A 25929-nucleotide genomic window follows, 5' to 3' on the forward strand; every position below is an offset into this window, starting at 1 on the left:
CGCACACCATGCACGTCACGCATCTGTCGCTGGCCGACTTCCGCTCGTACGCCCGGGTCGAGGTCCCTCTCGATCCGGGCGTCACCGCTTTCGTGGGGGCGAACGGGCAGGGCAAGACGAATCTCGTCGAGGCCGTGGGCTATCTCGCCACCCTGGCCAGCCATCGTGTCTCCTCGGACGCGCCGCTGGTGCGGATGGGGGCCGACCGGGCGGTGATCCGGGCCGCCGTCACCCAGGGCGAACGCTCGCAGCTGGTCGAGCTCGAGCTGAACCCGGGCAAGGCGAACCGGGCGCGGATCAACAGGTCCTCGCAGGTCAGACCCCGTGACGTGCTGGGCATAGTGCGCACCGTGCTCTTCGCCCCGGAGGACCTGGCGCTGGTGAAGGGCGACCCCGGCGAACGCAGGCGCTTTCTGGACGAGCTCGTCACGGCGCGCTCGCCGCGGATGGCGGGCGTGCGCTCGGACTACGAGCGGGTGCTCAAGCAGCGGAACACGCTGCTCAAGTCGGCGGCGATGGCCCGGCGGCACGGAGGCCGCGGCATGGACCTCTCGACGCTCGACGTCTGGGACCAGCACCTGGCGCGCGCGGGTGCCGAGGTGACCGCCCAGCGGCTGGACCTGATCGCCGCCCTGCAGCCCCTGGCCGACAAGGCGTACGAGGCGCTCGCGCCGGGAGGCGGGCCGGTTCAGCTGGAGTACCGTTCCTCCGCCGGACCGGCGGGGGAGACGCACAGCCGCGAGTCGCTGTTCGAGCAGCTGAAAGCGGCGCTGGCCGAGGTGCGCAAGCAGGAGATCGAACGAGGAGTGACCCTCGTCGGCCCGCACCGTGACGAGCTGGTCCTGAAGCTCGGGCAGCTGCCCGCCAAGGGATACGCGAGCCACGGCGAGTCCTGGTCGTACGCGCTGGCGCTTCGGCTGGCCTCCTACGATCTGCTGCGGGCCGAGGGCAACGAGCCCGTGCTCGTCCTCGACGACGTCTTCGCCGAGCTGGACGCCCGGCGACGGGAGCGGCTGGCCGAGCTGGTGGCCCCCGGGGAGCAGGTGCTGGTGACCGCGGCGGTCGACGACGACGTACCCGCCGTGCTGGCGGGGGCGCGGTACGAGGTCTCCGGCGGATCGGTGGAGCGGGTATGACCGGCGAGGGTGCGCAGCGGCCGGCCGGGCCGCAGGGCGAGGCAGCCTCCGAGGCGTCGGGTGTGGACCTGGCGCGCGTGGCGCTGCGTGCCGCGAAGGAGCAGGCCAAGGCCAGGGGCGCGGCGGCGCAGCAGAAGAAGCAGGCCAGACGCGGCGGCGGGCTGCGCTCCGGGGCGAGGGCGGACGGACGCGATCCGCTGCCCCTGGGGGCGGCGATCAACCGGTTGATCACCGAGCGGGGCTGGGAGACACCGGCCGCCGTCGGCGGGGTGATGGGCCGCTGGCCGCAGATCGTGGGCGAGGATCTGGCCAATCACTGCGTCCCGCTGCGGTACGACGAGGCCCCGGACGAGCGGCTGCTCACCGTGCAGTGCGACTCGACGGCGTGGGCGACGCAGCTGCGACTGCTGGCCCCACGGCTGGTGGCCCGGCTCAACGAGGACCTCGGGCACGGAACCGTCCGCGCGATCAAGGTGCTGGGCCCCGGGGGGCCGCAGCGCAGGTTCGGTCCCCTGCGGGCACCGGGCAGCACCGGTCCGGGCGACACCTACGGCTGAGGAGCGGACCGCTTTCTGCGATGTCCGTAACAGGAGGATCTGCGTTCCCCGTAACGGGAGGAACCGGACGGGACTGCTGAGGTGTCCCTCACCGTAGCGAGAGGTTGACAGGCCGAAGCGCTCAAAGCCGGTGTGAGCCTCTTGGAGCCCCTTCCCGGATATGGGGAGTCGGACGGTGTTGGTTCAGGGCGCCACAGGCGGACTCAGCTACCGGCAAACCCCCATGAGTGTCAGCGATACCGGTAGACTGGTGGACAGTCCCGCTTCTGTTGCGGGACACGTCGATTAGATGCCGAACGACGCAGCCGCTCCCCGCTTGGCCGGTGGACGGCTCGTGCTGTGCCAGAAAGGGCGCTTCGTGGCCGATTCCGGCAACCCCAACGAGAACACCCCGTCCACCCCTGCCGGTGGGAACGGCGAGGTCACGGCCTCGTACGATGCCAGCGCGATCACCGTCCTCGAGGGTCTGGACGCGGTCCGCAAGCGGCCCGGCATGTACATCGGCTCGACCGGTGAGCGCGGCCTGCACCACCTCGTACAAGAAGTCGTCGACAACTCCGTCGACGAGGCCATGGCCGGGCACGCCGACAGCATCGACGTCACGATCCTCGCCGACGGCGGCGTACGCGTCGTCGACAACGGCCGTGGCATCCCGGTGGGCATCCACCCCGTCGAGAAGAAGCCGGCCGTCGAGGTCGTGCTCACCGTCCTGCACGCGGGCGGCAAGTTCGGCGGCGGCGGCTATGCCGTCTCCGGCGGTCTGCACGGGGTCGGTGTCTCCGTGGTGAACGCGCTGTCCTACAAGCTCGCCGTAGAGATCAGGACGGACGGCTACCGCTGGACGCAGGAGTACAAGTCGGGCGTCCCCACCGCGCCGCTGGAGCGGCACGAGGCCACCATCGAGACCGGCACCTCTGTCACGTTCTGGGCGGACCCCGACGTCTTCGAGACCACGGACTACTCGTTCGAGACGCTCTCGCGCCGCTTCCAGGAGATGGCGTTCCTCAACAAGGGCCTGACCCTGACGCTGACCGACGAGCGCGAGTCGGCCAAGGCCACCGCCGGTGCGGACACGGGCGAGGAGCCGGAGGACATCGAGGAGCCGGCGCGTACGGTCAAGTACCACTACGAGGGCGGCATCGTCGACTTCGTGAAGTACCTGAACTCCCGCAAGGGCGAGCTCATCCACCCCACGGTCATCGACATCGAGTCCGAGGACAAGGAGCGGATGCTCTCCGTCGAGATCGCCATGCAGTGGAACTCGCAGTACACCGAGGGCGTGTACTCCTTCGCGAACACCATCCACACGCACGAGGGCGGTACGCACGAAGAGGGCTTCCGCTCCGCGCTGACGGGCCTGGTGAACCGGTACGCGCGCGAGAAGAAGCTGCTGCGCGAGAAGGACGACAACCTCTCGGGCGAGGACATCCGCGAGGGTCTCACCGCGATCATCTCGGTCAAGCTGGGCGAGCCGCAGTTCGAGGGCCAGACGAAGACCAAGCTGGGCAACACGGAGGCGAAGACCTTCGTGCAGAAGGTCGTCCACGAGACCCTCACGGACTGGTTCGACCGCAATCCGAACGAGGCCGCGGACATCATCCGCAAGGGCATCCAGGCGCAGACGGCGCGCGTCGCGGCCCGCAAGGCCCGTGACCTGACGCGGCGCAAGGGCCTGCTGGAGTCGGCCTCGCTGCCGGGCAAGCTGAGCGACTGTCAGTCGAACGACCCGACGAAGTGCGAGATCTTCATCGTCGAGGGTGACTCGGCCGGCGGCTCGGCCAAGTCCGGCCGCAACCCGATGTACCAGGCCATCCTGCCGATCCGCGGCAAGATCCTGAACGTCGAGAAGGCGCGGATCGACAAGATCCTCCAGAACACCGAGGTGCAGGCGCTGATCTCGGCCTTCGGCACCGGTGTCCACGAGGACTTCGACATCGAGAAGCTCCGCTATCACAAGATCATTCTGATGGCGGACGCCGACGTCGACGGTCAGCACATCAACACCCTGCTGCTCACGTTCCTGTTCCGCTTCATGCGGCCGCTGGTCGAGGCGGGCCACGTCTTCCTCTCTCGCCCGCCGCTGTACAAGATCAAGTGGGGTCGCGACGACTTCGAGTACGCCTACTCGGACCGCGAGCGCGACGCACTGGTGGACCTCGGCAAGCGGGGCGGCAAGCGGATCAGGGAAGACTCGATCCAGCGCTTCAAGGGCCTCGGCGAGATGAACGCCGAGGAGCTGCGCATCACCACCATGGACCAGGACCACCGAGTGCTCGGCCAGGTCACGCTGGACGACGCGGCCCAGGCCGACGACCTGTTCTCGGTGCTGATGGGTGAGGACGTGGAGGCGCGGCGCTCGTTCATCCAGCGCAACGCCAAGGACGTTCGTTTCCTCGACATCTGAGTCGGTCTCAGCTGACCGCACGAAAGGACTGAAGACCAGCAATGGCCGACGAGAACACGACAGTGACGCCCGAAGAGGAGCCCATCGTTCCGGGCGTGGGCATGCGTGTGGAGCCCGTGGGGCTCGAGACCGAGATGCAGCGTTCGTATCTCGACTACGCGATGTCCGTCATCGTCTCGCGTGCGCTGCCCGACGTGCGGGACGGCCTCAAGCCCGTCCACCGCCGCGTGCTGTACGCGATGTACGACGGCGGATACCGGCCCGAGAAGGGCTTCTACAAGTGCGCCCGCGTCGTCGGCGACGTCATGGGCACCTACCACCCGCACGGTGACACCTCGATCTACGACGCCCTGGTCCGCCTGGCCCAGCACTGGTCGATGCGCATGCCGCTGGTGGACTCCAACGGCAACTTCGGTTCTCCGGGCAACGACCCGGCCGCCGCCATGCGGTACACCGAGTGCAAGATGATGCCGCTGGCCATGGAGATGCTCCGGGACATCGACGAGGAGACCGTCGACTTCCAGGACAACTACGACGGCCGCAACCAGGAGCCGACGGTCCTGCCGGCGCGCTTCCCGAACCTGCTGATCAACGGCAGCGCCGGTATCGCCGTCGGTATGGCCACCAACATCCCGCCGCACAACCTCCGCGAGGTCGCGGCCGGCGCGCAGTGGGCGCTGGAGCACCCCGAGGCCTCGCACGAGGAGCTGCTCGAGGCGCTGATCGAGCGGATCAAGGGCCCGGACTTCCCGACCGGCGCGCTGGTGGTGGGCCGCAAGGGCATCGAGGAGGCGTACCGCACCGGTCGCGGCTCCATCACGATGCGGGCGGTCGTCGAGGTCGAGGAGATCCAGAACCGCCAGTGCCTGGTGGTCACGGAGCTGCCCTACCAGGTGAACCCGGACAACCTCGCGCAGAAGATCGCCGACCTGGTGAAGGACGGCAAGATCGGCGGCATCGCCGACGTCCGTGACGAGACGAGTTCGCGCACCGGCCAGCGTCTGGTGATCGTGCTGAAGCGCGACGCCGTCGCCAAGGTCGTGCTGAACAACCTGTACAAGCACACCGACCTGCAGACGAACTTCGGCGCCAACATGCTGGCGCTCGTCGACGGAGTGCCGCGCACCCTGTCGCTGGACGCGTTCATCCGCCACTGGGTGACGCACCAGATCGAGGTCATCGTCCGGCGCACCAGGTTCCGGCTGCGCAAGGCGGAGGAGCGGGCGCACATCCTGCGCGGTCTGCTCAAGGCGCTGGACGCGATCGACGAGGTCATCGCGCTGATCCGGCGCAGCGACACGGTCGACGTCGCCCGAGAGGGCCTGATGGGCCTGCTCGAGATCGACGAGATCCAGGCCAACGCCATCCTCGAGATGCAGCTGCGCCGGCTGGCCGCCCTGGAGCGCCAGAAGATCGTGCAGGAGCACGACGAACTCCAGGCGAAGATCAACGAGTACAACGCGATCCTCGCCTCGCCCGAGAAGCAGCGCGGGATCGTCAGCGAGGAACTGGCCGCGCTCGTCGAGAAGTACGGCGACGACCGGCGCTCCAAGCTGGTGCCCTTCGACGGTGACATGTCCATCGAGGACCTGATCGCCGAGGAGGACATCGTCGTCACGATCACGCGTGGCGGCTATGTGAAGCGCACGAAGACCGACGACTACCGCTCCCAGAAGCGCGGCGGCAAGGGTGTGCGCGGCACGAAGCTGAAGGAAGACGACATCGTCGACCACTTCTTCGTCTCCACCACCCACCACTGGCTGCTGTTCTTCACCAACAAGGGCCGGGTCTACCGGGCCAAGGCGTACGAGCTCCCCGACGCCGGCCGCGATGCGCGCGGTCAGCACGTCGCCAACCTGCTCGCCTTCCAGCCGGACGAGCAGATCGCCGAGATCCTGGCGATCCGCGACTACGAGGCAGTGCCGTACCTGGTCCTCGCCACCAAGGGCGGTCTGGTGAAGAAGACGCCCCTGAAGGACTACGACTCCCCCCGTTCCGGCGGCGTCATCGCGATCAACCTCCGGGAGACGGAGAGTGGCGAGGACGACGAACTGATCGGCGCGGAGCTCGTGTCCGCACAGGACGATCTGCTGCTCATCAGCAAGAAGGCACAGTCCATCCGCTTCACCGCGACGGACGACGCGCTGCGCCCGATGGGACGTGCGACATCCGGCGTCAAGGGGATGAGTTTCCGCGAGGGCGACGAACTGCTCTCGATGAATGTCGTCCGGCCCGGTACGTTCGTGTTCACTGCCACAGACGGCGGGTACGCGAAGCGGACCGCTGTCGACGAGTACCGCGTCCAGGGCCGCGGCGGTCTGGGTATCAAGGCCGCCAAGATCGTGGAGGACCGTGGGTCCCTCGTCGGGGCGCTGGTGGTCGAGGAGACCGACGAGATCCTCGCCATCACCCTTGGCGGCGGTGTGATTCGTACGCGAGTCAACGAAGTCAGGGAGACGGGCCGTGACACCATGGGCGTCCAACTGATCAACCTGGGCAAGCGCGATGCCGTCGTCGGCATCGCTCGTAACGCCGAGGCCGGTCGTGAGGCCGAAGAGGTCGAAGGGACCGAGGAGGCCGACGCAGTGCCGGCCGAGGCGGCAGCCGAGGGCACACAGTCCTCGGCCGGGGAGCACGAGGAGTAGAGCGTGAGTGGAGCCACGGGCGCCGGATCGACCGCAGCCGGAGCGAACGGTGCCCGTGGCCCTGCCACGGACTCCCAGGGGGCCACAGTGACGGACACCCGGGGGCAGCAGCCCCCGTACCAGATGTACGGCGGCGACCAGCCTGCCCCGCAGCAGGTCGGCCAGCCGTACCACCCTCCGCAGGCGTATCCCTCGCCTGGCGGGACTCAGGGCGGACAGCAGCGGACCGGCCAGGAAGCGGGCGCGGCGGTGCGCCGGCCCCGCACAGGGGCCCGTACGACGCCGCGTACGCGCAAGGCACGGCTTCGGGTGGCCAAGGCCGACCCGTGGTCCGTGATGAAGGTCAGCTTCCTGCTGTCCATCGCGCTGGGCGTGTGCACGGTGGTCGCCGCCGCCGTGCTGTGGATGGTCATGGACGCGATGGGCGTCTTCTCGACCGTCGGCGGAACGATCAGCGAGGCGACCGGCTCGAACGAGGGCAACGGCTTCGATCTCCAGTCGTTCCTCTCGCTGCCGCGGGTGCTCATCTTCACCTCGGTCATCGCGGTGATCGATGTGGTGCTGGCCACAGCGCTGGCAACGCTCGGAGCCTTCATCTACAACCTCTCCGCCGGTTTTGTGGGCGGTGTCGAGCTCACGCTCGCCGAGGACGAGTAGCGCCGCGGAGGGATCTCGAGGATTCCGATTTTGGCGCTGCACCGCGGGTGCGCTAATCTTCAGAGGTCAGCGCGCAGCGCGGAGGGGCTATAGCTCAGTTGGTTAGAGCGCATCCCTGATAAGGATGAGGCCACAGGTTCAAATCCTGTTAGCCCCACAGTGACGTCAGGCCCGGCCGGAGATTCTCCGGCCGGGCCTGACGCTTTTGTCGGCCACCGGAGTTGGCGCGTGGCACGAGGCGGGTGCCGCTGGATGTAGGTCACCGATCGGTATCGGTCGGTGTGTATAGTCGGGCGCCAGAAGTCCTCATACGTCAAGGAAAGACGAGGTCGCGCGGTGAAGAAGCTCCTCCTGGTCGCACTGGCCGCCATCGGCGGGCTCCTCGTGTACCGCCAGATCCAGGCGGATCGCGCCGAGCAGGATCTGTGGACGGAGGCGACCGACTCCGTGCCCGCAGGTTCGGGTGTGTGAGACGCAGCGTTTCTTGGACATGGGCCCCGGTCGCGGAAGCGGCCGGGGCTCTGTGCTGTCCAGGGGCAGGGCTGTGTTCGCTTCAGTGAATCATTTGCTTGCTGAAGCAAATATCCCAGGGGTTCGGTGCGCGCCGCTGAAGGGGGGCAGCGTCGCGTGGCGGACAAGGAGGGCGATTCGCCCGCGCGCGCAGACAGCGGTGGGGCGGCCGGGGCAGGATGGCACAGGGCCCTCCGGCTACCCGGCGGACTCGTCGACCACAAGGAGAAGCGCGTGAAGAGGCAGCGCGGCAGGGGCCGGGTGGCGCTGGCCGCAGTGGCGGCGGCGTGCGCGGTGGCCACGCTGCCGGGGCAGTCGTGGGCGGCCGGCGAGCCCAGTCCGTACGTCTTCGACAGTGAGGCGAAGCCGGTACAGGGCACCCCGGTCAACATCAACGGCCCGGAGCTGACAGCCGGTTCGGTGTACAGGGATGCCATCGAGCCGGGTGAGAAGCGCTACTACCGCATCGACCTGGACGACAAGTCCAACGCCTATGTGTCCGCCGTGGCCGTCCCCAAGCTGGGGACGACGGTCGGTTACCCGGACAAGCTCGAGGTGGGCATCGAGGACAACTCGGGGTCGGAGTGCAGTGGCGGCGAGGCCGAGTTCGGTTCCGCGTCCTATGCCCGGCCGGTGGCCGACTACGCGAGTCGGCGGATCGAGAAGGACGACAGCACGTGCCAGCAGGCGGGTGCGTACTACGTCGTGCTGGAGCGGTCCGGCGACGACAAGTCCACGCCCGAGCCCTGGGACGTGGAGCTCCGTTTCGCCGTCGAGCCGGGGCTGAAGACGGCCGGACCCACGGAGGCTCCCGAGGACTGGCCCTCAGCCTCGCCGCCGGCGCCCGCCGGGGGGTCGCAGAAGCGTCACGGCGGCACCAGCTTCCACGACTCCACGGGCCTCGGCCAGGGGGAGTGGCAGGACAGCATCAAGCCCGGCGAGACGCTCTTCTACCGGGTGCCGGTCGACTGGGGGCAGCAGCTCTTCGTCGGAGCCGACCTCGCCAACAGCCCGAACGCCGAGGGGGCGAAGAGCGTCAGCAACGCCGTGGTGCTCGCGCTCCACAACCCGGCGAGGGGCTTCGTCGCCGACGAGTCGAGCATGTACTACGACGGCAAGCAGAAGACGGTCTCGCTGGACCCGCTGCCGCCCGTGGTGTACGAGAACCGCTACGACTCCGACAACTCGACGTCCGCGATGAGGTTCGCCGGCTGGTACTACCTCTCCGTCACGCTGAACCCGGAGATCGCTGAGGAGTACGGCAAGAGCGCGGTACCGCTGACGCTGCGGGTGAACGTCAAGGGCGAGCCGCAGGCGGCCCCCGCCTACGCCGGCCCGGCCGGCGACTTCACGGTCACCGAGGACGACCGGGAAGCGGCGGAGAGCGGCGAGAAGGCCGAGGCGGCGGCGACGAGCGACACGATGATGGTCGTCGCCGTCGGGGGGATCGGCACGGGGACGATCCTCGTGCTCGGGCTCGGTGTCTGGACGCTGCTCGCCCGGCGCGGTACGCCGCAGAACGCGGAACCGGCATCCTTCTCCGTGCCGGGACAGGCCGGCCCGCAGGGCCCGTCGGGACAGGACGCTGCTCAGGTGTACGGGCAGGGATACGGCCAGGGTTACGGGTACGGGCAGCACCGGCCCCCGCAGGGGCAGTAACGGCCGAGCCGTAGGGATGTGGGCGGGCTCAGACCCGGGTCAGCGCCCAGATCCCCACCGCGAAGCACAGAACAGCGACGAGCAGTACCGGGACCGCGACCTTCGGGGGCGGTCCCGGCCGCTTTGCGGCGCCCGGCCGTGGAACCTGAGGGCTCTGAGCGGTGTACGTATGAGTGGAAGGCCCGCCGAACGGAGGCGGAGCCTGCTGGATCTGCTGGGTCTGCAGGGGGGAGACCACATGCGCGGCGACAGGAGCGGTGGCGGGAGCGGCAGGGGCGACCTGAGCCGGGCTCGGTGCGGAGTCGCCCACGACCGGCATGGCGGCCGGCGGCTGGGCCTGAGGCTGGGGCTGCGGATGAGGCTGGGCACTGTGCGGCGGCCGGGTGGGCGGCTGCTGAGGTGGTGGGGCCAGGTGGAAGCTGCCTGTCTCCGACGGGGGAGCGGTCTGCTGCACCGGTGCGGCGGCCTGGCCGGGAGTCGGCTGCGAGGCGGCTTCCGGCCCGTTCGGGCCGAAGCCCGCGGGAAGCGGACCGAGTTGGTCGAAGACCTCGACGGGCTCCTCGCCCGGCGCCGGCTCGGGAAGCAGCTCCAGGGCCGTCGTGAGGGTTTTACGCGCCCCTGTGGCGCTGCGGAACCGCGCCTGCGGGTCCGGCTGCAGCAGCCCCGCGATCACCTGCCAGAGCGGCTCCGGAATTCCCTGGGGGGCGCTCGGTGTGCCGTGCTCGGCGAAGTGCTCGACCAGGGCCTGCGAGTCCGGCTTCCTGCCCTGCAGCAGATACAGGGCGACCAGGCCCACCGCGAACAGGTCCGCGGTGAAGTCCGGCTCGGCGCCCAGCATCTGCTCCGGCGCGAAGTAACCGGGCGTACCCACCACATAGTTGGTCTCGGTCAGCCGGGGCTCACCCTTGCGCATGGAGATCCCGAAGTCGGAGACGCGCAGGTGTGGCCGCCCCTTCCCCGTCGCCTCCATCAGGATGTTGGCCGGCTTGATGTCGCGGTGCACGACCCCCTCCGCGTGCACCGCCGCGAGTCCGGACAGCAGCTGATCGAGCAAGGTGCACACGAACCGCACCGGCAGCGGCCCGTAGTCACCGATGACATGAGCCAGGGAGCCGCCGCTCACCAAGTCCATGGTGAACAGCACCTTGTCGTCGTCCGCGGCCCAACTGGCCGGAGCGAGGACATGGGGATGATCGATCCGGAGCGCCTGCTCCCGTACGAAACGGAGCAGGGTGTGCGCATCGCTCTGCTGCAGCACCTTCGCCGCCACGTACCGGCGACGGCGGTGGTCCCAGGCACGCCACACCGCGCCGACGCCACCGCGTCCGATCGGGTCGATCAGCTCGTACCGACCAGCGAAGACCTCACCCATTGTGCTGCGCCAGCTCCCCGGTTCCTCGTGGTGGCGACCAACCGCCTCGTTCAGCTCTGGTGCGACTCGAAGTGGGAGACCGCGTCGGCGGTACGCCCTGCGCCGTACACCCGGAGGAACTCTGCCAGCTCCGGATGGGTCGGGGCGAGGGAGTCCGCCGCGTCGATGATGTCTCCGGCCGCCGCGACCGAACGGAGGAGGGACTGGATCTCACGCACCACGCGGCGGACCGTCGGCCCTCCCGAGGTGCCGGACGACTGGTTGGTGGCGGTGAGGACGGAGCCTCCCTGGGACTTCTTGATCTCGTCCATCCGGGCAGTCGCCTCCACGGCGCTCACGCTGCCGTCTGCCACCTGGCCGGCCAATTCCTGCAGCGCCTGGACGCGTTGGACCACCGCGGGATTGCCGATCTTGGCGCGCTGACCGCTCATCAGCTGGGACAGCATGGGGGCGGAGAGCCCGAGGACACCTGCCAGCCGGGCCTGATTGAGCCCCAGGTCGTCGATGAGGCGACGGAAGAGAGCGCCGAGCGGCTCCCCGTACCAGCTGCGCTGCAGTTCTCTGGCTCTTGCGGTCGTCTCCTGCTGCGCTGCGTCCATGAGCGTCTCCCCATCGCTTCCCCAAGCGGCTTCGCTGTCGCGAACCTTGTGGTGCATCTTACGGAGCGTGGTCGGTGACGGGGAGTCCCGGCCGGAAGCCCAATGTTTTTGCAGGATCATGGGGGTGACCCGGTACTCTGGTCCACGGCGGTTGCCGGGGCGTTGCTCTCCTCGGGTGTTCCGCTGTTTCCGGGGCCTTAGCTCAGTTGGTAGAGCGCTGTCTTTGCATGGCAGATGTCAGGGGTTCGACTCCCCTAGGCTCCACATCAGAAGAGGTCCCCCACCGGGAAGCCGGTCGGGGGGCCTCTTCGTTTTGCACGGCCGGGCCCTCGTCGCCCCCTAGCGGCGTGCAGCGGATCTGTCGAATCGGCCACCGGCGCTGCCGCCTGTCTCCGGCGTTGCGCCATGGAGGCGCTTCGGTTCGCTGCCGAGCCGGCGACCAGGCCGGGCCGGGGTCCGTAAATGCCGGCCACCACGGGCCGCTTTCCTGCCCTGACCTGCGCGATCGCCGAAGTGTACGGAGAACGGTGAGGCCCTGGACGCGCTGCGGCAGGCCCGCAACTCGGGGCTCCGGCACGGCGGGCTGGACCATCCGGGTGGTGTTCATCAGAAGAACTGCGCAGCGGCGGCGTCGCTCCCCCACTTCTCGGGATGCGTACAGATCATGAGGAAGGTATGTAAAACGCTCAACCCGAAAGCGAGGGGTCATGGCCGCCTGCAAGGTCAGGAATCTGTGGGACGCGTTCATCACGGCGTTCTTTGCTCTGCTTGCCTCGGTGGGGCTCACCACCACCACCACCGGCGCCGCTGCCGCAGCGGCTCAGCCCGTCGCGCAGTCGGCGGACGAACCGGCCGACACCATCCGCCCCCAGGCGCGGCGCGCGACCGTGCCGGCCCAGAGCAGGCGAACGGCCACCCGGCCGGCGCCGACAGCACGGGAGCGGTCACTGCCACCGACGATGAAGCAGCGCATCAGCGCCGAGGCACACGGCTCGTCGCCCTCCGTGCGACACCTGCCCGCTGTCGACACGAGCGGCGCCGATCTGGCCAGGAGCCTCGCAGCGACTCTGGGCGCGGCCGCTTCCGCCGGTACGCCGTCGGCCTCCGCCGCTGATCCAGCCGTCACCGAGTCTGCTCGGACGGCCGAGCCTGCTGCGCCCGCCGCCTCGGCCGGATCTGCCGGATCTGCAGCGTCTGCCACTCCCGCCACCTCTGCGGCCCCTCCCGCGTCTGCCACCCCCTCCGCAGGAACGGTGGACGGCGGTTCCGGCGGGGGCTCGTCGGCCGGTGGTCCGGCTGCCGCGGCCGACGCGACCGGTTCACCGTCGGCCGTGCCCGCTGCCGAAGCTCCGGCAACCGACCCGGCCCACTCGCCGGCGGCGGGCGCCGCGGTCGTCACGGGTTCGGACGCGGCCCCGGCCGACGCTGCCGCCGAGGACTCGACGGCCGCGGGTTCCGGCGTCGTCGTTCCGGCCGACTTCCGGGCCGCGCAGGCCGCTCGCAGCGCGCACGACGCGCGCATCGCGGAGGAGATCCGCGCCGAGCAGGAGATCCGCGCCGCGCTCACCGCGCTCGTCGCAGCATGAGGCGCCGGGAGCCTTCTCCACTCCCGGCGCCCGAAGTCCGAAGGACCGCGGACCGTCAGCGACGGTCGTTCTGGTCTCCAGTCCCTGCCTCGTCCTGCTTCACCTGCACCTCGGGGTCCAGCCCGGCCTGCGTACTGCCGTCGACCGACGTCAGCGGGGCACGGTCGGCAACCTCCGTCGCGGCGGGCGGCTCCACCAGCCAGTCGGGGTTGGCCTGCTTGTCCCACCACTTCCATGCGGCGAAAGCACCGCCGGCCAGCACACCGAGGACCGCGAGGCCCTTGGTGAGACGTCCGGCCCGGGACCGCCGCTCGTGCTTCCTCACCAGCTTCTGGATCTCCTTGGCCGTCACCTGTCCGCGCAGCGCGGCCAGAGCGGCAGCCGAACGGGCCGCAGCCTCCTCCCGCACAGGCTGAGCAGCGGCCATCGCGTGCTCGACGCGCGGGACTGTGTAGTCGGCCGCCTGCCGGGCGGCCCTCCTGGCCTGCACCTTGGCGCGGCGCGCGGCCACATCGACTTTGGGCGGCACGTGTGGTGCGACACGGCTGCCGTACTGAACACGGGCCGCTGCAGCGGCTTGGGAAACCTTCGGCGCGAGCCGTACGCGGGCCTCGTGCGCATAATGCGCGGCCTGGTCCTTGGCCGTGCCGGCGTAGGGCGCCACCACGTCCGCGGCGTGCAGCACGCTGTCCTTCGCCGTACCGGTCGCGGCGCGCACGCTGTCCATGCGGGTCACGGGATCCTCCTCCTCGGTGGCGTACTGAGGGTGACTGGAGTTTGTCCCCGGTCGGGGCACTGTTTCCGCTTATCCACCCGGCTCGAAATCATGCCCGTTGAACGCCGCCCCGGCATGTGGGGCGGGCATCCGGGTCATGCCGGGAGCTTGTGGACGACGATGCCACTGTTCGGTACGGAACGCGCCGGTGCGACGACGACCTGGCTGCTTCTGTCCGTACGGAGGTCCTTCCGTGCGAGGATCGTGGGACGTCAGAGACGACTTACGGAAGGCAGACCGTGGCCGAGCAGCTTTACGCCACCCTGAAGACCAACCAAGGCGACATCGAGATCCGGCTTCTGCCGAACCACGCGCCCAAGACGGTCAAGAACTTCGTCGAACTCGCACAGGGTGAGCGCGAGTGGATCCACCCGGCAACCGGAAAGAAGTCCACGGACAGGCTGTACGACGGCACGGTCTTCCACCGTGTGATCAGCGGCTTCATGATCCAGGGCGGTGACCCGCTGGGCAACGGTACGGGCGGCCCCGGCTACGAGTTCGAGGACGAGTTCCACCCGGACCTGGCCTTCGACAAGCCGTATCTGCTGGCCATGGCCAACGCCGGCCCCGGTACGAACGGTTCGCAGTTCTTCATCACCGTGTCCCCGACCGCCTGGCTGACGCGCAAGCACACCATCTTCGGTGAGGTCAGCAGCGAGGCCGGCAAGAAGGTCGTGGACGCGATCGTGGGCACCCCGACCAACCCGCGCACCGACCGCCCGGTCAACGACGTCGTGATCGAGTCGGTCGTCGTCGAGACGCGCTGAGGCCGTCGCCGCGCCGCAGCCCGCGGGCGCCGGCTTTCCCACGGGAACCTTTTCGCCCCGCTCGTCCGTAAGGATGGGCGGGGCGAAGTTCGCGAGCCCGGATCGATGCCCAGATTGATGAGGTGAGCTCATGGAGCAGGCACCAGGCGGTCCGCAGGAGCCGCAGGACTCCCACAGCCTGCCCAGCTGCTACCGCCATCCAGGCCGGGAGACGGGCATCAGCTGCACCCGCTGCGAGCGCCCGATCTGTACCGACTGCATGGTCGAGGCGTCGGTCGGCTTCCACTGCCCGGAGTGTGTCCGCACGGGTTCCGGTACGGGGCACCGTCCGAACGCGAGCCGGCCCCGCACGATCGCGGGAGGCGCCGTCGCGGCCGACCCGCATCTGGTGACGAAGGTTTTGATCGGCATCAATCTGGCGGTTTTCCTGGCCGCCCGGATCGTTGGCGACCGGCTCCTGGACCCGCTCGTGCTCGTGGGGCAGTGGCCGCCGCCCCCGTACATCGCGACCGAAGGCGTTGCGGAGGGGGAGGCGTATCGGCTGCTGACCTCGATGTTCCTGCACTGGGAGATCTGGCACGTCTTCTTCAACCTGCTGCTGCTGTGGTGGCTCGGCGGGCCGCTGGAGCAGGCTCTGGGCCGGGTGCGCTATCTGGCGCTGTACCTGGTCTCCGGACTTGCCGGAAGCGCGCTGACCTATCTGATCGCTGCCCCCGAGCATGCCTCACTCGGTGCCTCCGGCGCGATCTACGGCCTGCTCGGTGCCACCGTGGTCCTGATGCGCCGGCTCAGCTACGATCTGCGGCCGATCATGGTGCTCATCGCCATCAACCTGGTGATCACGTTCTTCTGGGAGAACATCGCCTGGCAGGCGCACATCGGAGGGCTGATCGCGGGAGTCGTGATCGCCTACGGTCTGGTCCACGCCCCGTCCGGCAAGCGCCGCAACGCCGTCCAGTTCGCCACGTGTGGGCTGGTCCTGCTCGCGTCCGTCGTCGCTGTCGTCGCCAGGACCGCCTCGATCACCTGACCGTATGGCTATGAAGGCCGAGCTTTCCCCAGAGTTGTCCACAGTGTGTGGCGGATCTTGTGCGTCGCGTGGGGAACAAGCGTGCCCCTCGTCGCTGAGCTGGGGTTTCCCAGGAACGACAAGGGGCGGATCGCTTCACCGACATGGCCGACGCAGTCACATCGGCGTCAACGGCCCGAAGGTTATCCACAGATCGTCTGACCTTTTCCCCGGCCTGTGGAAAACGGTGTGGACAACCTGGGGCCCCGGGCTCAGAGAGCCGAATGCGCCGCAGCTGCCGCCACTACTTCCACTGGGTCGAGACGCCGAAGCCCGCGGCGATGAAGCCGAAGCCGGCGACGATGTTCCAGTTGCCGAAGCTCTTGATCGGCAGTTCGCCCTCCGTCACATAGAAGAGGACGATCCAGGCGAGCCCGATGAGGAACAGCGCGAGCATCACCGGCGCGACCCAGCTGCGGTTGGTGAGCTTTATGCTGGCCGCCTTCGCGGCCGGAGGCGGCGTGAAGTCGGCCTTCTTGCGGATACGTGACTTCGGCACGAGGGACTCTCCTGTCGATGCGCTGCGTTACCGCGCAGGGAACTGTGGCTGGCGCCGGGGCCGGAGCCAGGGGGGCCACTGCTGCCCCCGGGCGTCCGTTAGCGTAGTGCTTCCGCGGTGCCGAAGGAGATAAGGGTACGTTGAGCAATTCTGCCGACTCCCCGCAAGGCCCCGTTCGCCGCTTCTCATGGCGACCGGTCCGGCTGCTGACGGCTGCCGTTTTCGCCCTCGCGGGACTGATCTTCGTGACCAGCTTCAACACTGCCAAGGGTACAGATCTGCGCACGGACGACTCCCTGCTGAGGCTGTCCGACCTGATCCGACAGCGCAGCGACAAGAACGGTGAGCTCGAGGAGTCCACCTCGGCCGTGCGCAGCGACGTGGACACCCTGGCGCAGCGCGACGACGGCCTCACACGGGCCGAGGACGCGAAGCTGAAGGCGCTGCAGCAGTCCGCCGGCACCGACCCGCTGGCGGGCAGCGCCCTGACCGTGACGCTCGACGACGCCCCGCCGAACGCCCGGGCCGCGCCCGGCTACCCGGAGCCGCAGGCCAACGACCTGGTCATCCACCAGCAGGACCTCCAGGCCGTCGTCAACGCGCTGTGGCAGGGCGGCGCCGAGGGCATCCGGGTCATGGACCAGCGGCTGATCTCCACCAGCGCCGTACGGTGTGTCGGCAACACGCTGATCCTCCAGGGCCGTGTCTACTCACCGCCCTACAAGGTCACCGCCGTCGGCGACCAGGAGAAGCTCAAGAAGGCCCTCGCCGACTCCCCCGCCATCCAGAACTACCAGCTGTACGTCGAGGCGTACGGGCTCGGCTGGCAGGTGGACGAGAACGAGTCGGTGACTCTTCCCGGCTACTCGGGCACAGTGGATCTCCAGTACGCGCAACCCGTCGGGTAAGGCCTGTGGCGCTTGGGGGAGCCGGTGTCGTTCTCGGTACGTGTGCTCGTCAGGACCTTCAGTGAACTGTGCATCACCATCGGCACCCTGATCGTCCTCTTCGTCGTCCATCTGCTCTTCTGGACCGGGATCGAGGCCGACCGCGCCACCGGCCGCGAGATCGACCGCCTGGAGGCCGGCTGGGCGACGGACCCGGAAGCCGGTACGCCGGGCCCCGGCGGCGGGAGCCCGGAGCCCGTGCCGGTGACGTACGAACCCGGCGAGCCCTTAGCGGTCATGTACATCCCCCGGTTCGGTGCCGACTGGGACTGGCCCGTCCTCCAGGGCACCGGCACCGGCGTGCTCAAGAAGGGGCTGGGGCACTACGCCTCCACGGGCACTCTCGGGGCGAAGGGCAACTTCGCGGTCGCCGGGCACCGCCGCACCCACGGAGACCCCTTCAAGGACTTCCCGAGGCTGCGCCCCGGTGACGCGGTGGTGCTCACGGACGGGACGACCTGGTTCACCTACCGCATCGCGAACAAGCCGTACCGAACCGTCCCGAGCGATGTAGGCGTCATCGAGCCGGTGCCCCGGCCGTTGAGGGAGGAAGCAGCCGTTTTCGACGAGCCCGGGCGTTATCTGACGCTGACCACCTGCGAGCCGGAGTGGGGCAGCAGCCACCGTCTGATCGTCTGGGCACACCTCGACGCGACCCGGCCTGTGACCGACGGCAAACCACCAGCTTTGCGCAGCTGACCCACGGGCCCCTGCTGCCCTTTAGTCTGGTCCCGTACCGAACGGAAAGGGACGGCATGTACGGCTGGATCTGGCGGCATCTGCCGGGCAACGTATGGGTGCGGGCGGTCATCTCGCTCGTGCTCGTCCTCGCGGTCGTCTACGTGCTGTTCCAGTACGTCTTCCCCTGGGCGGAGCCACTGCTCCCGTTCGGCGACGTGACGGTCGACGGGGGAGAGGGAGGGACCCGGTGAGCGCACGCATTCTGGTCGTCGACAACTACGACAGCTTCGTCTTCAACCTCGTCCAGTACCTGTACCAGCTGGGCGCCGAGTGCGAGGTCGTGCGCAACGACGAGGTGGGCCTGGAGCACGCCCAGGACGGATTCGACGGCGTGCTGCTGTCGCCCGGCCCCGGCGCTCCCGAAGAGGCCGGTGTCTGCGTCGACATGGTGCGGCACTGCGCCGCCACCGGTGTGCCCGTCTTCGGGGTCTGCCTCGGCATGCAGTCGATGGCCGTCGCCTACGGCGGTGTGGTGGACCGGGCGCCCGAGCTGCTGCACGGCAAGACCTCGCCGGTCACCCACGAGGGCACGGGGGTCTTCGCCGGCCTGCCGTCGCCCTTCACCGCCACGCGCTACCACTCGCTGGCGGCCGAGCCGGCGCAGTTCCCGGCGGAGCTGGAGGTGACGGCGCGCACCGCGGACGGCATCATCATGGGGCTGCGCCACCGTGAACTGCCGGTCGAGGGAGTGCAGTTCCACCCCGAGTCGGTTCTGACGGAGCACGGCCATCGGATGCTCGCCAACTGGCTGGAGCAGTGCGGCGACGCCGGAGCGGTCGGGCGTTCGGCAGGGCTCGCACCGGTGGTGGGCAAGGCTCTGGCGTGAGCGCCGTGCGCCCGGGGCACGAGCACGGTCACGAGGACGAGCACGGCTACGGGTACGGGCCGCAGGGGCAGGGCGAGCTGGCGTACGACCCGTTGACGGATCCCGTTCCTCCCGGCGGGCACGGATCGCCGTGGTTCCGGGACACGGCCGTCCCGGCGTCCGACGCGCAGCAGTATCAGCCGCAGTCGCCGCAGCCGGCGCCATCGCCGCAGGCGTCGCAGCAGGAATGGCAGGGCGGCCGGTACCCCGTGAACGAGGCGGAGGGGTACGGGCGCGACTGGTATGCGGCCGGGCAGGGGGCCGTGCCCGCACAGGCCCCTGCACCGCAGCCGGAGCAGCTGCCCGACCCCGATCCCGAGCAGGTACGCGCCTCCCAGCCGGAGGGTCTGCGGACGCCCGTGTCCGATCCGATCCTCGTGTCCCACGACGAGACGGTGGCCCTGCGCACGTCCGACACCCGCCGTGCCGCGGAGACACCTCCGGGACCGGGCCGGGCGGAGCGGCGCAGGGCGGCCAAGGGACGGGGCCGTAAGCGTCCTGCCACGCGACCCGTGGAGCCGTCGGCGGAGTCGGCGGAATCGGCGGAGCCGGAAGGGAGACCGCTCAGCCGCGTCGAGGCCCGGCGGGCGGCACGTGCGGCCAAGGACAGCCCGACGGTCATCGCCAGCCGTGCCATCGGTGAACTGTTCATCACCTTCGGTGTCCTGATGCTGCTGTTCGTCACCTACCAGCTGTGGTGGACGAATGTGCTCGCGGGCCAGCAGGCCGACAGGGCGACCGACCAGATCCAGGAGAACTGGGCGAAGGGCCGCAAGCCTGACGCCTTCGAGCCCGGCCAGGGCTTCGCCATCATGTACATCCCCAAGCTGGACGTCGTGGTGCCGATCGCCGAGGGCATCGACAAGCACAAGGTGCTCGACCGGGGCATGGTCGGCCACTACGGCGAGGGACAGCTGAAGACGGCGATGCCCGAGGACAAGTCGGGCAACTTCGCGGTCGCGGGCCACCGCAACACCCACGGCGAACCGTTCCGGTACATCAACCGGTTGGAGCCGGGAGACCCGATCGTCGTCGAGACCCAGGACACGTACTACACGTACGAGATGGCGAGCATCCTTCCGCAGACCCCGCCGTCGAACGTGAGTGTGATCAGTCCCGTACCGGAGCAGTCCGGGTTCACCAAGCCCGGCAGATACATCACTTTGACGACGTGCACCCCCGAATTCAAGAGTACGTACCGCATGATCGTGTGGGGGAAGATGGTCGACGAACGGCCGCGCAGCAAGGGCAAACCGGACGCACTCGTCGGCTGAGACGCCGAGACACTTCAAGACAGGGAACAGGTGCAGTGGCACGTGCACGAGGCCGGATCGCCGGCGCCATCAGTGTCTTCGGGGAGCTGCTGATCACCGCGGGTGTGGTGCTCGGGCTCTTCGTCGTCTACTCGCTGTGGTGGACGAATGTCCTCGCCGACCGTGAAGCCTCCAGGCAGGGCGACCGCATCCGCGAGAACTGGGCGAACGGTGGTCCCGAGAGACCTGCGGAGAAGAAGGAACTGGACCTGGGGGACGGCATCGGCTTCCTCCACGTACCCGCGATGGGCGACGACGAGGTGCTGGTGAAGAAGGGCACCGACACCGAGGAGCTCAACGACGGGATCGCCGGCTACTACACCGAGCCGATCAAGTCGGCCCTCCCCTGGGACGACAAGGGCAACTTCACGCTGGCCGCGCACCGGGACGGGCACGGAGCCAAGTTCCACAACATCCACAAGCTCCAGAACGGCGATCCGATCGTCTTCGAGACGAAGGACACCTGGTACGTCTACAAGGTCTACAAGACGCTGCCGAAGACCTCGAAGTACAACGTGAACGTCCTGCAGCCGGTTCCCAAGGAGTCCGGGAAGACGAAGCCCGGCCGGTACATCACGCTGACGACCTGCACGCCGATCTACACCTCCAACTACCGGTACATCGTCTGGGGCGAGCTGGAGCGCACCGAGAAGGTCGACGACGCGCGCACGCCCCCGGCGGAGCTGCGCTAGCCGGCGTCCGGCTCCGGAACGGCCTGAGCCCCGGCACCTGGAAGGTGCCGGGGCTCAGTGCTGCGTGCTGCGTGGGGCGGAGCTCAGTCGCCCTCTCCGCCGCCGAAGAGGCCGCCGTTGTTGCCGCCACCGTTGCCGTTGCCGTTGCCGCCCCCACCGATGGTCGTGAGGACGATGGGGGTGGTGGCCGGGTCGACGGGCGTGCCCGGAGCCGGGTTGGACTTCGTCACAAAGGCGTTGTCGTCCGGGGAGCTGCCCGGCTCGAACTGGATGTTGGTGAAGCCGGCCTGCTGGAGCATCTGCTTGGCCTGGCCGACTGTCCTGCCCACGATTCCCGGAACCGGGACCTGGGTCTGGGCCGGGCCCTTGGAGACCTGGAGGGTGACCTTGGAGCCCTTGGGGTGCTTGCCGGCCGGCGGGTCCTGGCTGATGATCTCGCCCAGCGGCCTGTCCGAGTCGACGTCCACCCGGTTCACCTGGAAGCCGAGCAGCTGCAGCTGGCTCGTCACCGGGTCGATCTGCTGGCCGACGACGTTCGGCAGGTCCTGCTTGGCCTGCTTGGCGACGGTGAGGGTGACCGTGGTTCCGGCCTCTGCCATGGAGCGGCCCGGGGGATCCTGTTCGAGGACCGTGCCGGGGTCCTCCTCGGAGGACTCGATCTCCTTGATCTCGACCTTGAACTTCTCGTCCTTGAGGATCTCGGTCGCCTGCTCACGGTCCATGTCGAGAACAGTGGGGACCTTGACCTTCGGCGCGCCCTCGGAGACGACGACCTGAATGGTGTCGCCCTCGTTCATCTGGGCCGGGGGCTCCGGGTCCTGGGAGCAGATCTTGCCCTTCGGCTGGTCGCAGCGCTCCGTGCCGGACTGGGTGACCTGCACATTGGCGTTCCTGGCTGCGTCCTGCGCTTCCTTGAGCGTGGAGCCGACGAGCTGCGGAACGGCCACCTTGCCGCCGCCGTCGCTGGTGTCGAAGATCGACTTGCCGATCAGCACCGCGCCGACGAGCACCAGGATGCCCGCGAGCACCAGCAGGATGGTCGAGGTGTTGGACTTCTTCTGGCGTCTGCGGCCCTGACGGTCGTCGTAGCCGTCGTAGCCGCCGTCGTCCGGGTTCATGGGGGGCAGCATCGACGTCTGGCCGGCCGGGTCGGCCTGGCGCAGTGCCGTGGTCGGCTGGTCGTTCGGGCCGTAGCCGCCGCCGTAGCCGCCAACGCCCATCGCCGCCGTGGCGGCGACCGGCTGGCCGTCGAGGCACGCCTCGATGTCCGCGCGCATCTCGTCGGCGGACTGGTAGCGGTAGTCCGGGTCCTTCACCAGTGCCTTCAACACGATCGCGTCCATCTCGGGCGTGATCTCGGGGTCGAAGTTGCTGGGCGGCTGCGGCTCTTCCCGTACGTGCTGGTAGGCCACGGCCACCGGGGAGTCGCCCACGAAGGGGGGACGGACGGTGAGGAGCTCGTAGAGCAGGCAACCGGTCGAGTAAAGGTCCGAGCGGGCGTCGACCTGCTCTCCCTTCGCCTGCTCCGGCGAGAGGTACTGGGCGGTGCCGATGACGGCCGCGGTCTGCGTCATGGTCATGCCGGAGTCGCCCATGGCCCGGGCGATGCCGAAGTCCATGACCTTGACCTGACCGGTCCTGGTCAGCATGACGTTGGCCGGCTTGATGTCGCGGTGGACGATGCCGGCGCGGTGCGAGTACTCCAGCGCCTGCAGGATGCCCACGGTCATCTCGAGCGTGCGCTCCGGCAGCAGCTTGCGGCCGGAGTGAAGCAGCTCACGGAGTGTGGACCCGTCCACGTACTCCATGACGATGTACGGGATCGAGACCCCGTCGACATAGTCCTCACCGGTGTCGTAGACCGCGACGATCGCCGGGTGGTTGAGCGAGGCGGCGGACTGGGCCTCACGGCGGAACCGGGCCTGGAAGGACGGGTCGCGGGCGAGGTCGGCCCGCAGCGTCTTCACGGCGACAGTGCGGCCGAGCCGGGTGTCGTGGGCGAGGTAGACCTCGGCCATGCCACCACGGCCGAGCACCGAGCCCAGTTCATACCGGCCGCCGAGGCGACGCGGCTCTTCCATAACTGTTCCAGCCCTCTCCGTCAGTCCCGACCGCACCCGTGTGTGGTCCTCCGGTGTGCTGTTTCGCGCAAAGGCTACCGGGCACGCCGTACTTGATCCGCCCGCAATCGGCAGCTGATACCCGACCGGTATCGCAATGTGCAGGTATGAAGGTCGGGAGTGATCCTCGTCACTGGTTGTCGCCCAGTACTGCCTGCATCACAGCCCTGGCGATCGGCGCGGCGAGACCGCCGCCGGAGATGTCGTCACGGCGTGCGTTGCTGTCCTCGACCACGACCGCGACGGCGACCGGTGATCCGTTGTCGTCCTTGGCGTACGAGATGAACCAGGCGTAGGGGTTCTTGCTGTTGTTCTCGCCGTGCTGGGCGGTACCGGTCTTTCCGCCGACCTTGACGCCGTCGATGGCCGCGTTGCCGCCGGTGCCCCTCTCGACGACGTTCTCCATCATTTGCTGGAGCAGCTGGGCGTTCTCCGCGGAGATCGGCCGGCTCATCTCCTCCGGGTCGTTCTGCTGGATGACGTCCAGGTCCGGGGAGACAAGCTTGTCGACCATGTACGGCTTCATCAGCTTGCCGTCGTTGGCGATCGCCGCCGTGACCATCGCCATCTGGAGCGGGGTGGCGGCGGTGTTGAACTGGCCGATGGACGACTGCGCGTTGCCGTCGCGGCTCATCGTCTTGTCGTAGACCGAGGCGGCGGCGCGGACCGGAGTGTCGATCTCCGGGTCGTTGAAGCCGAACCTCTCCGACATCTCGACCATTTTGTCGCGGGTCACGTCATCGCCGAGCTTGGCGAAGACGGAGTTGCAGGAAACCTCCATGGCCCTGTTCAGGGTGGCGTTCTCGCAGCCGTCGGCGTGGTTGACCATCGGCGTACGGGTGCCGGGGAGGATGTACGGCTCGGGGGTGTCGGTCGGATCGTTGATGTCCTTGACCGCGCCGTACTCGAGCGCGGCGGCGGCGGTGACGACCTTGAATGTGGAGCCGGGCGGGTACGTCTCGCGCAGCGCGCGGTTCAGCATCGGCTTGTCGGGGTCCTTCGTCAGCGACGTCCACGCCTCGCCGTCCTTCTTCAGGCGGCCCGCGAAGGAGGAGGGGTCGTACGACGGGGTGGAGGCGAGGGCGAGGATCTTGCCCGTCTTCGGGTCGATCGCCGCGACGGCGCCCTTCTTCTCGCCGAGACCCTCGTAGGCGGCCTTCTGCGCCTTGCCGTTGAGGGTGGTGAGGACGTTGCCGCCCTTCTTCTCGTCGCCGGTGAACATCGCCATCGTGCGGTCGAAGAAGAGCTGGTCCGAGTTGCCGCTGAGGATGCCGTCCTCGAGCTTCTCAAGCTGGTTGGCGCCGAAGACCTGCGAGGCGTAACCGGTCACCGGGGCCCACATGGGCCCGTTGGTGTAGGTCCGCTTGTACTTGTAGTACGTGTCGTCCGTCACGGTGGAGCCGGTGATCGCCTTGCCGTCGACGATGATGTTGCCGCGCTCGTGGGCGTAACGCTCGATCTCGACGCGTTTGTTCTTCTTGTGCGTGTTCAGCTCGTCGGCCCGGACGTACTGGAGCCAGTTGTCCCTGATCATCAGGGCGAGGACCAGGATTCCGCAGAAGATCGCGATCCGGCGCAGGGGCTTGTTCACGGTCGGACCACCTGGGTCATCTCGGCGTCGGGGGACGGGGCGGGCGCGGGCGCGGGACGGCGCGCGGTGTCGCTGATACGGATCAGAATGCCGATCAGGGCCCAGTTGGCGATGACGGACGAACCACCGGCCGCGAGGAACGGCATCGTCATACCGGTCAGCGGGATGAGGCCCATCACACCGCCGGCCACGACGAACACCTGGAGGGCGAACGCGCCGGACAGGCCGATCGCCAGCAGCTTCCCGAACGGGTCGCGTGCCGCGAGGGCAGTGCGTACACCGCGCTCGATGATCAGGCCGTACAGCAGCAGGAAGGCCATCACGCCGGCCAGCCCGAGCTCCTCGCCGACGGTGGCGAAGATGAAGTCGGAGTTGGCGGCGAACTGAATGAGGTCGGAGTTGCCCTGGCCCCAGCCGGTGCCGAGTGTGCCGCCGGCGCCGAACGACATCAGCACCTGGGTCATCTGGTCGCAGGCGAAGGCCATGTTGGTGCCCGGCTCCGCAGTCTCCAGGCACTGGAACGGGTCGAGCCAGGCGGCCACACGGGACTGGACGTGGCTCGCGAACTGGGAGACGACGACCGCGCCGGCCATGGACATCAGCAGACCCATGACGATCCAGCTGGTCCGCTCGGTGGCCACGTAGAGCATGACCACGAACATGCCGAAGAAGAGCAGCGACGTACCGAGGTCGTTCTCGAAGATCAGGATGAGCAGGCTCATCGCCCAGATCATCAGGATCGGACCGAGGTCGCGGCCGCGCGGCAGGTACAGGCCCATGAACCGGCGGCTGGCGAGCGCGAGAGCGTCCCGCTTCACCATCAGGTAGCCGGAGAAGAAGACCGCGATCACGATCTTCGCGAACTCGCCGGGCTGGATGGAGAATCCGGCGACCCGGATCCAGATCTTGGCGCCGAAGATCGGCACGCCGAGTCCGGGGACCAGCGGCAGCAGCAGCAGGACGATGGACGCCGCCATCGAGATGTAGGTGAACCGCTGAAGGATGCGGTGGTCCTTCAGGACCAGCAGCACACCCACGAACAGCGCGATGCCGAGGGCCGAGTACATCAGCTGGTTCGTCGCCTGCGGGGAGAAGTCGCTGCGCGCCAGCAGCCGCGGCGACTGGTCGAGCCGCCAGATGAGCACCAGGCCGAGCCCGTTCAGCAGGGTCGCCAGCGGCAGCAGCAGCGGGTCCGCGTACTTGGCGAATCTGCGCACCACGAGGTGGGCCACGCCGGCGAGCAGGCCGAGACCGATGCCGTAGCCGAGAACGCCCGCGGGAAGTTCGCCGTCCAGGGCGAGGCCCACGTTGATGTAGGCGAACACCGGGATGGCCACGGCGAAAGCGAGGAGCATCAGCTCCGTGTTCCGCCGGCTCGGCGCGTCGATCGCGCCGATCGTGGTCGTGTTGGTGACAACGCTCATG

Annotated in this window: 23 protein-coding genes and 2 tRNA genes; 18 read left to right on the forward strand and 7 right to left on the reverse strand. The window is 68.7% G+C overall.

The window, feature by feature from the left end:
* The first annotated feature begins 8 nt into the window (after positions 1 to 8).
* From recF to OGH68_RS18690, 8 genes are all read left to right on the forward strand, one after another.
* Positions 9 to 1136 (forward strand): DNA replication/repair protein RecF, encoded by a 1128-nt coding sequence (gene recF, locus OGH68_RS18655; RefSeq protein WP_264245442.1) that lies wholly within the window; start codon positions 9 to 11, stop codon positions 1134 to 1136.
* Positions 1133 to 1693: a DUF721 domain-containing protein gene (locus OGH68_RS18660; RefSeq protein ID WP_264245443.1), complete on the forward strand. Its 561-nt coding sequence runs from the start codon at positions 1133 to 1135 to the stop codon at positions 1691 to 1693. Before recF ends, OGH68_RS18660 begins: the two co-directional genes overlap by 4 nt.
* Positions 1694 to 2027: 334 nt before the next feature.
* A complete protein-coding gene (gyrB, locus tag OGH68_RS18665; protein ID WP_264250158.1) occupies positions 2028 to 4097 on the forward strand; it encodes a DNA topoisomerase (ATP-hydrolyzing) subunit B in 2070 nt (689 codons plus the stop codon).
* A 41-nt stretch (positions 4098 to 4138) separates the two neighbouring features.
* Positions 4139 to 6742, forward strand: coding sequence for a DNA gyrase subunit A (gene gyrA / locus OGH68_RS18670; RefSeq protein WP_264245445.1), 2604 nt, complete (start codon positions 4139 to 4141; stop codon positions 6740 to 6742).
* 87 nt (positions 6743 to 6829) lie between these two features.
* Positions 6830 to 7399 carry a DUF3566 domain-containing protein gene (locus OGH68_RS18675; RefSeq protein ID WP_264245447.1) on the forward strand — a complete coding sequence of 190 codons (570 nt, stop codon included), beginning with the start codon at positions 6830 to 6832 and terminating at the stop codon, positions 7397 to 7399.
* Between the two features lie 83 nt (positions 7400 to 7482).
* A tRNA-Ile gene (locus OGH68_RS18680) sits at positions 7483 to 7556 on the forward strand.
* A gap of 179 nt (positions 7557 to 7735) precedes the next feature.
* Positions 7736 to 7870, forward strand: a complete 135-nt coding sequence (locus tag OGH68_RS18685) for a DLW-39 family protein (RefSeq protein WP_003958712.1) — start codon at positions 7736 to 7738, stop codon at positions 7868 to 7870.
* Between the two features lie 273 nt (positions 7871 to 8143).
* On the forward strand, positions 8144 to 9568 hold the full coding sequence (locus OGH68_RS18690) for a hypothetical protein (protein WP_264245450.1): 1425 nt from the start codon (positions 8144 to 8146) through the stop codon (positions 9566 to 9568).
* Between the two features lie 28 nt (positions 9569 to 9596).
* Here OGH68_RS18690 and OGH68_RS18695 read toward each other — a convergent pair whose 3' ends face one another.
* Both OGH68_RS18695 and OGH68_RS18700 read right to left on the reverse strand, forming a co-directional pair.
* Entirely contained in the window at positions 9597 to 10940 is a 1344-nt protein-coding gene (locus OGH68_RS18695) for a serine/threonine-protein kinase (protein WP_264245451.1), read from the reverse strand.
* 50 nt (positions 10941 to 10990) lie between these two features.
* Positions 10991 to 11539, reverse strand: coding sequence for a helix-turn-helix domain-containing protein (locus OGH68_RS18700; RefSeq protein WP_264245453.1), 549 nt, complete (start codon positions 11537 to 11539; stop codon positions 10991 to 10993).
* Between the two features lie 191 nt (positions 11540 to 11730).
* Here OGH68_RS18700 and OGH68_RS18705 point away from each other — a divergent pair.
* Positions 11731 to 11803, forward strand: a tRNA-Ala gene (locus OGH68_RS18705).
* A 443-nt stretch (positions 11804 to 12246) separates the two neighbouring features.
* Complete coding sequence (locus OGH68_RS36165) at positions 12247 to 13125, forward strand: DUF6344 domain-containing protein (RefSeq protein WP_319020218.1); 879 nt, start codon at positions 12247 to 12249, stop codon at positions 13123 to 13125.
* Between the two features lie 55 nt (positions 13126 to 13180).
* On the opposite strand, the gene OGH68_RS18715 is transcribed toward OGH68_RS36165, so the two are convergent.
* Positions 13181 to 13861, reverse strand: a complete 681-nt coding sequence (locus OGH68_RS18715) for a DUF5324 family protein (protein ID WP_264245454.1) — start codon at positions 13859 to 13861, stop codon at positions 13181 to 13183.
* A 278-nt stretch (positions 13862 to 14139) separates the two neighbouring features.
* Between OGH68_RS18715 and OGH68_RS18720 the strand changes: the two genes are divergently transcribed.
* Together OGH68_RS18720 and OGH68_RS18725 are read left to right on the forward strand one after the other, a co-directional pair.
* Positions 14140 to 14667 carry a peptidylprolyl isomerase gene (locus OGH68_RS18720; RefSeq protein ID WP_264245455.1) on the forward strand — a complete coding sequence of 176 codons (528 nt, stop codon included), beginning with the start codon at positions 14140 to 14142 and terminating at the stop codon, positions 14665 to 14667.
* 130 nt (positions 14668 to 14797) lie between these two features.
* Complete coding sequence (locus OGH68_RS18725) at positions 14798 to 15697, forward strand: rhomboid family intramembrane serine protease (RefSeq protein WP_264245457.1); 900 nt, start codon at positions 14798 to 14800, stop codon at positions 15695 to 15697.
* Positions 15698 to 15980: 283 nt separating this feature from the next.
* Here OGH68_RS18725 and crgA read toward each other — a convergent pair whose 3' ends face one another.
* Positions 15981 to 16235, reverse strand: a complete 255-nt coding sequence (gene crgA, locus OGH68_RS18730; protein WP_264245460.1) for a cell division protein CrgA — start codon at positions 16233 to 16235, stop codon at positions 15981 to 15983.
* A 140-nt stretch (positions 16236 to 16375) separates the two neighbouring features.
* Between crgA and OGH68_RS18735 the strand changes: the two genes are divergently transcribed.
* Genes OGH68_RS18735 through OGH68_RS18760 form a run of 6 tightly spaced genes read left to right on the forward strand, consistent with a single transcriptional unit; the run spans position 16376 to position 20793 of the window.
* Complete coding sequence (locus OGH68_RS18735; RefSeq protein ID WP_264245462.1) at positions 16376 to 17143, forward strand: DUF881 domain-containing protein; 768 nt, start codon at positions 16376 to 16378, stop codon at positions 17141 to 17143.
* Positions 17144 to 17167: 24 nt separating this feature from the next.
* A complete protein-coding gene (locus OGH68_RS18740; protein WP_264245464.1) occupies positions 17168 to 17881 on the forward strand; it encodes a class E sortase in 714 nt (237 codons plus the stop codon).
* 56 nt (positions 17882 to 17937) lie between these two features.
* On the forward strand, positions 17938 to 18114 hold the full coding sequence (locus tag OGH68_RS18745; protein WP_264245465.1) for a hypothetical protein: 177 nt from the start codon (positions 17938 to 17940) through the stop codon (positions 18112 to 18114).
* Positions 18111 to 18749 carry an aminodeoxychorismate/anthranilate synthase component II gene (locus tag OGH68_RS18750; protein ID WP_264245468.1) on the forward strand — a complete coding sequence of 213 codons (639 nt, stop codon included), beginning with the start codon at positions 18111 to 18113 and terminating at the stop codon, positions 18747 to 18749. The genes OGH68_RS18745 and OGH68_RS18750 overlap by 4 nt, the downstream gene beginning before the upstream one ends.
* Positions 18746 to 20062 (forward strand): class E sortase, encoded by a 1317-nt coding sequence (locus OGH68_RS18755; RefSeq protein ID WP_413471001.1) that lies wholly within the window; start codon positions 18746 to 18748, stop codon positions 20060 to 20062. Before OGH68_RS18750 ends, OGH68_RS18755 begins: the two co-directional genes overlap by 4 nt.
* A gap of 35 nt (positions 20063 to 20097) precedes the next feature.
* Positions 20098 to 20793, forward strand: coding sequence for a class E sortase (locus OGH68_RS18760; protein WP_264245470.1), 696 nt, complete (start codon positions 20098 to 20100; stop codon positions 20791 to 20793).
* A gap of 83 nt (positions 20794 to 20876) precedes the next feature.
* Here the strand turns inward: OGH68_RS18760 and pknB are convergent, their stop codons facing one another.
* The 3 genes from pknB to OGH68_RS18775 all read right to left on the reverse strand — a co-directional run bounded on the left by pknB (position 20877) and on the right by OGH68_RS18775 (position 25928).
* On the reverse strand, positions 20877 to 22874 hold the full coding sequence (pknB, locus tag OGH68_RS18765) for a Stk1 family PASTA domain-containing Ser/Thr kinase (RefSeq protein ID WP_264245471.1): 1998 nt from the start codon (positions 22872 to 22874) through the stop codon (positions 20877 to 20879).
* 169 nt (positions 22875 to 23043) lie between these two features.
* A complete protein-coding gene (locus OGH68_RS18770) occupies positions 23044 to 24504 on the reverse strand; it encodes a peptidoglycan D,D-transpeptidase FtsI family protein (RefSeq protein WP_264245474.1) in 1461 nt (486 codons plus the stop codon).
* Positions 24501 to 25928: an FtsW/RodA/SpoVE family cell cycle protein gene (locus OGH68_RS18775; protein WP_264245476.1), complete on the reverse strand. Its 1428-nt coding sequence runs from the start codon at positions 25926 to 25928 to the stop codon at positions 24501 to 24503. Before OGH68_RS18775 ends, OGH68_RS18770 begins: the two co-directional genes overlap by 4 nt.
* Position 25929 lies beyond the last annotated feature (1 nt).

The sequence above is a fragment of the Streptomyces peucetius genome (assembly GCF_025854275.1).
GTDB classification, from domain to species: domain Bacteria; phylum Actinomycetota; class Actinomycetes; order Streptomycetales; family Streptomycetaceae; genus Streptomyces; species Streptomyces peucetius_A.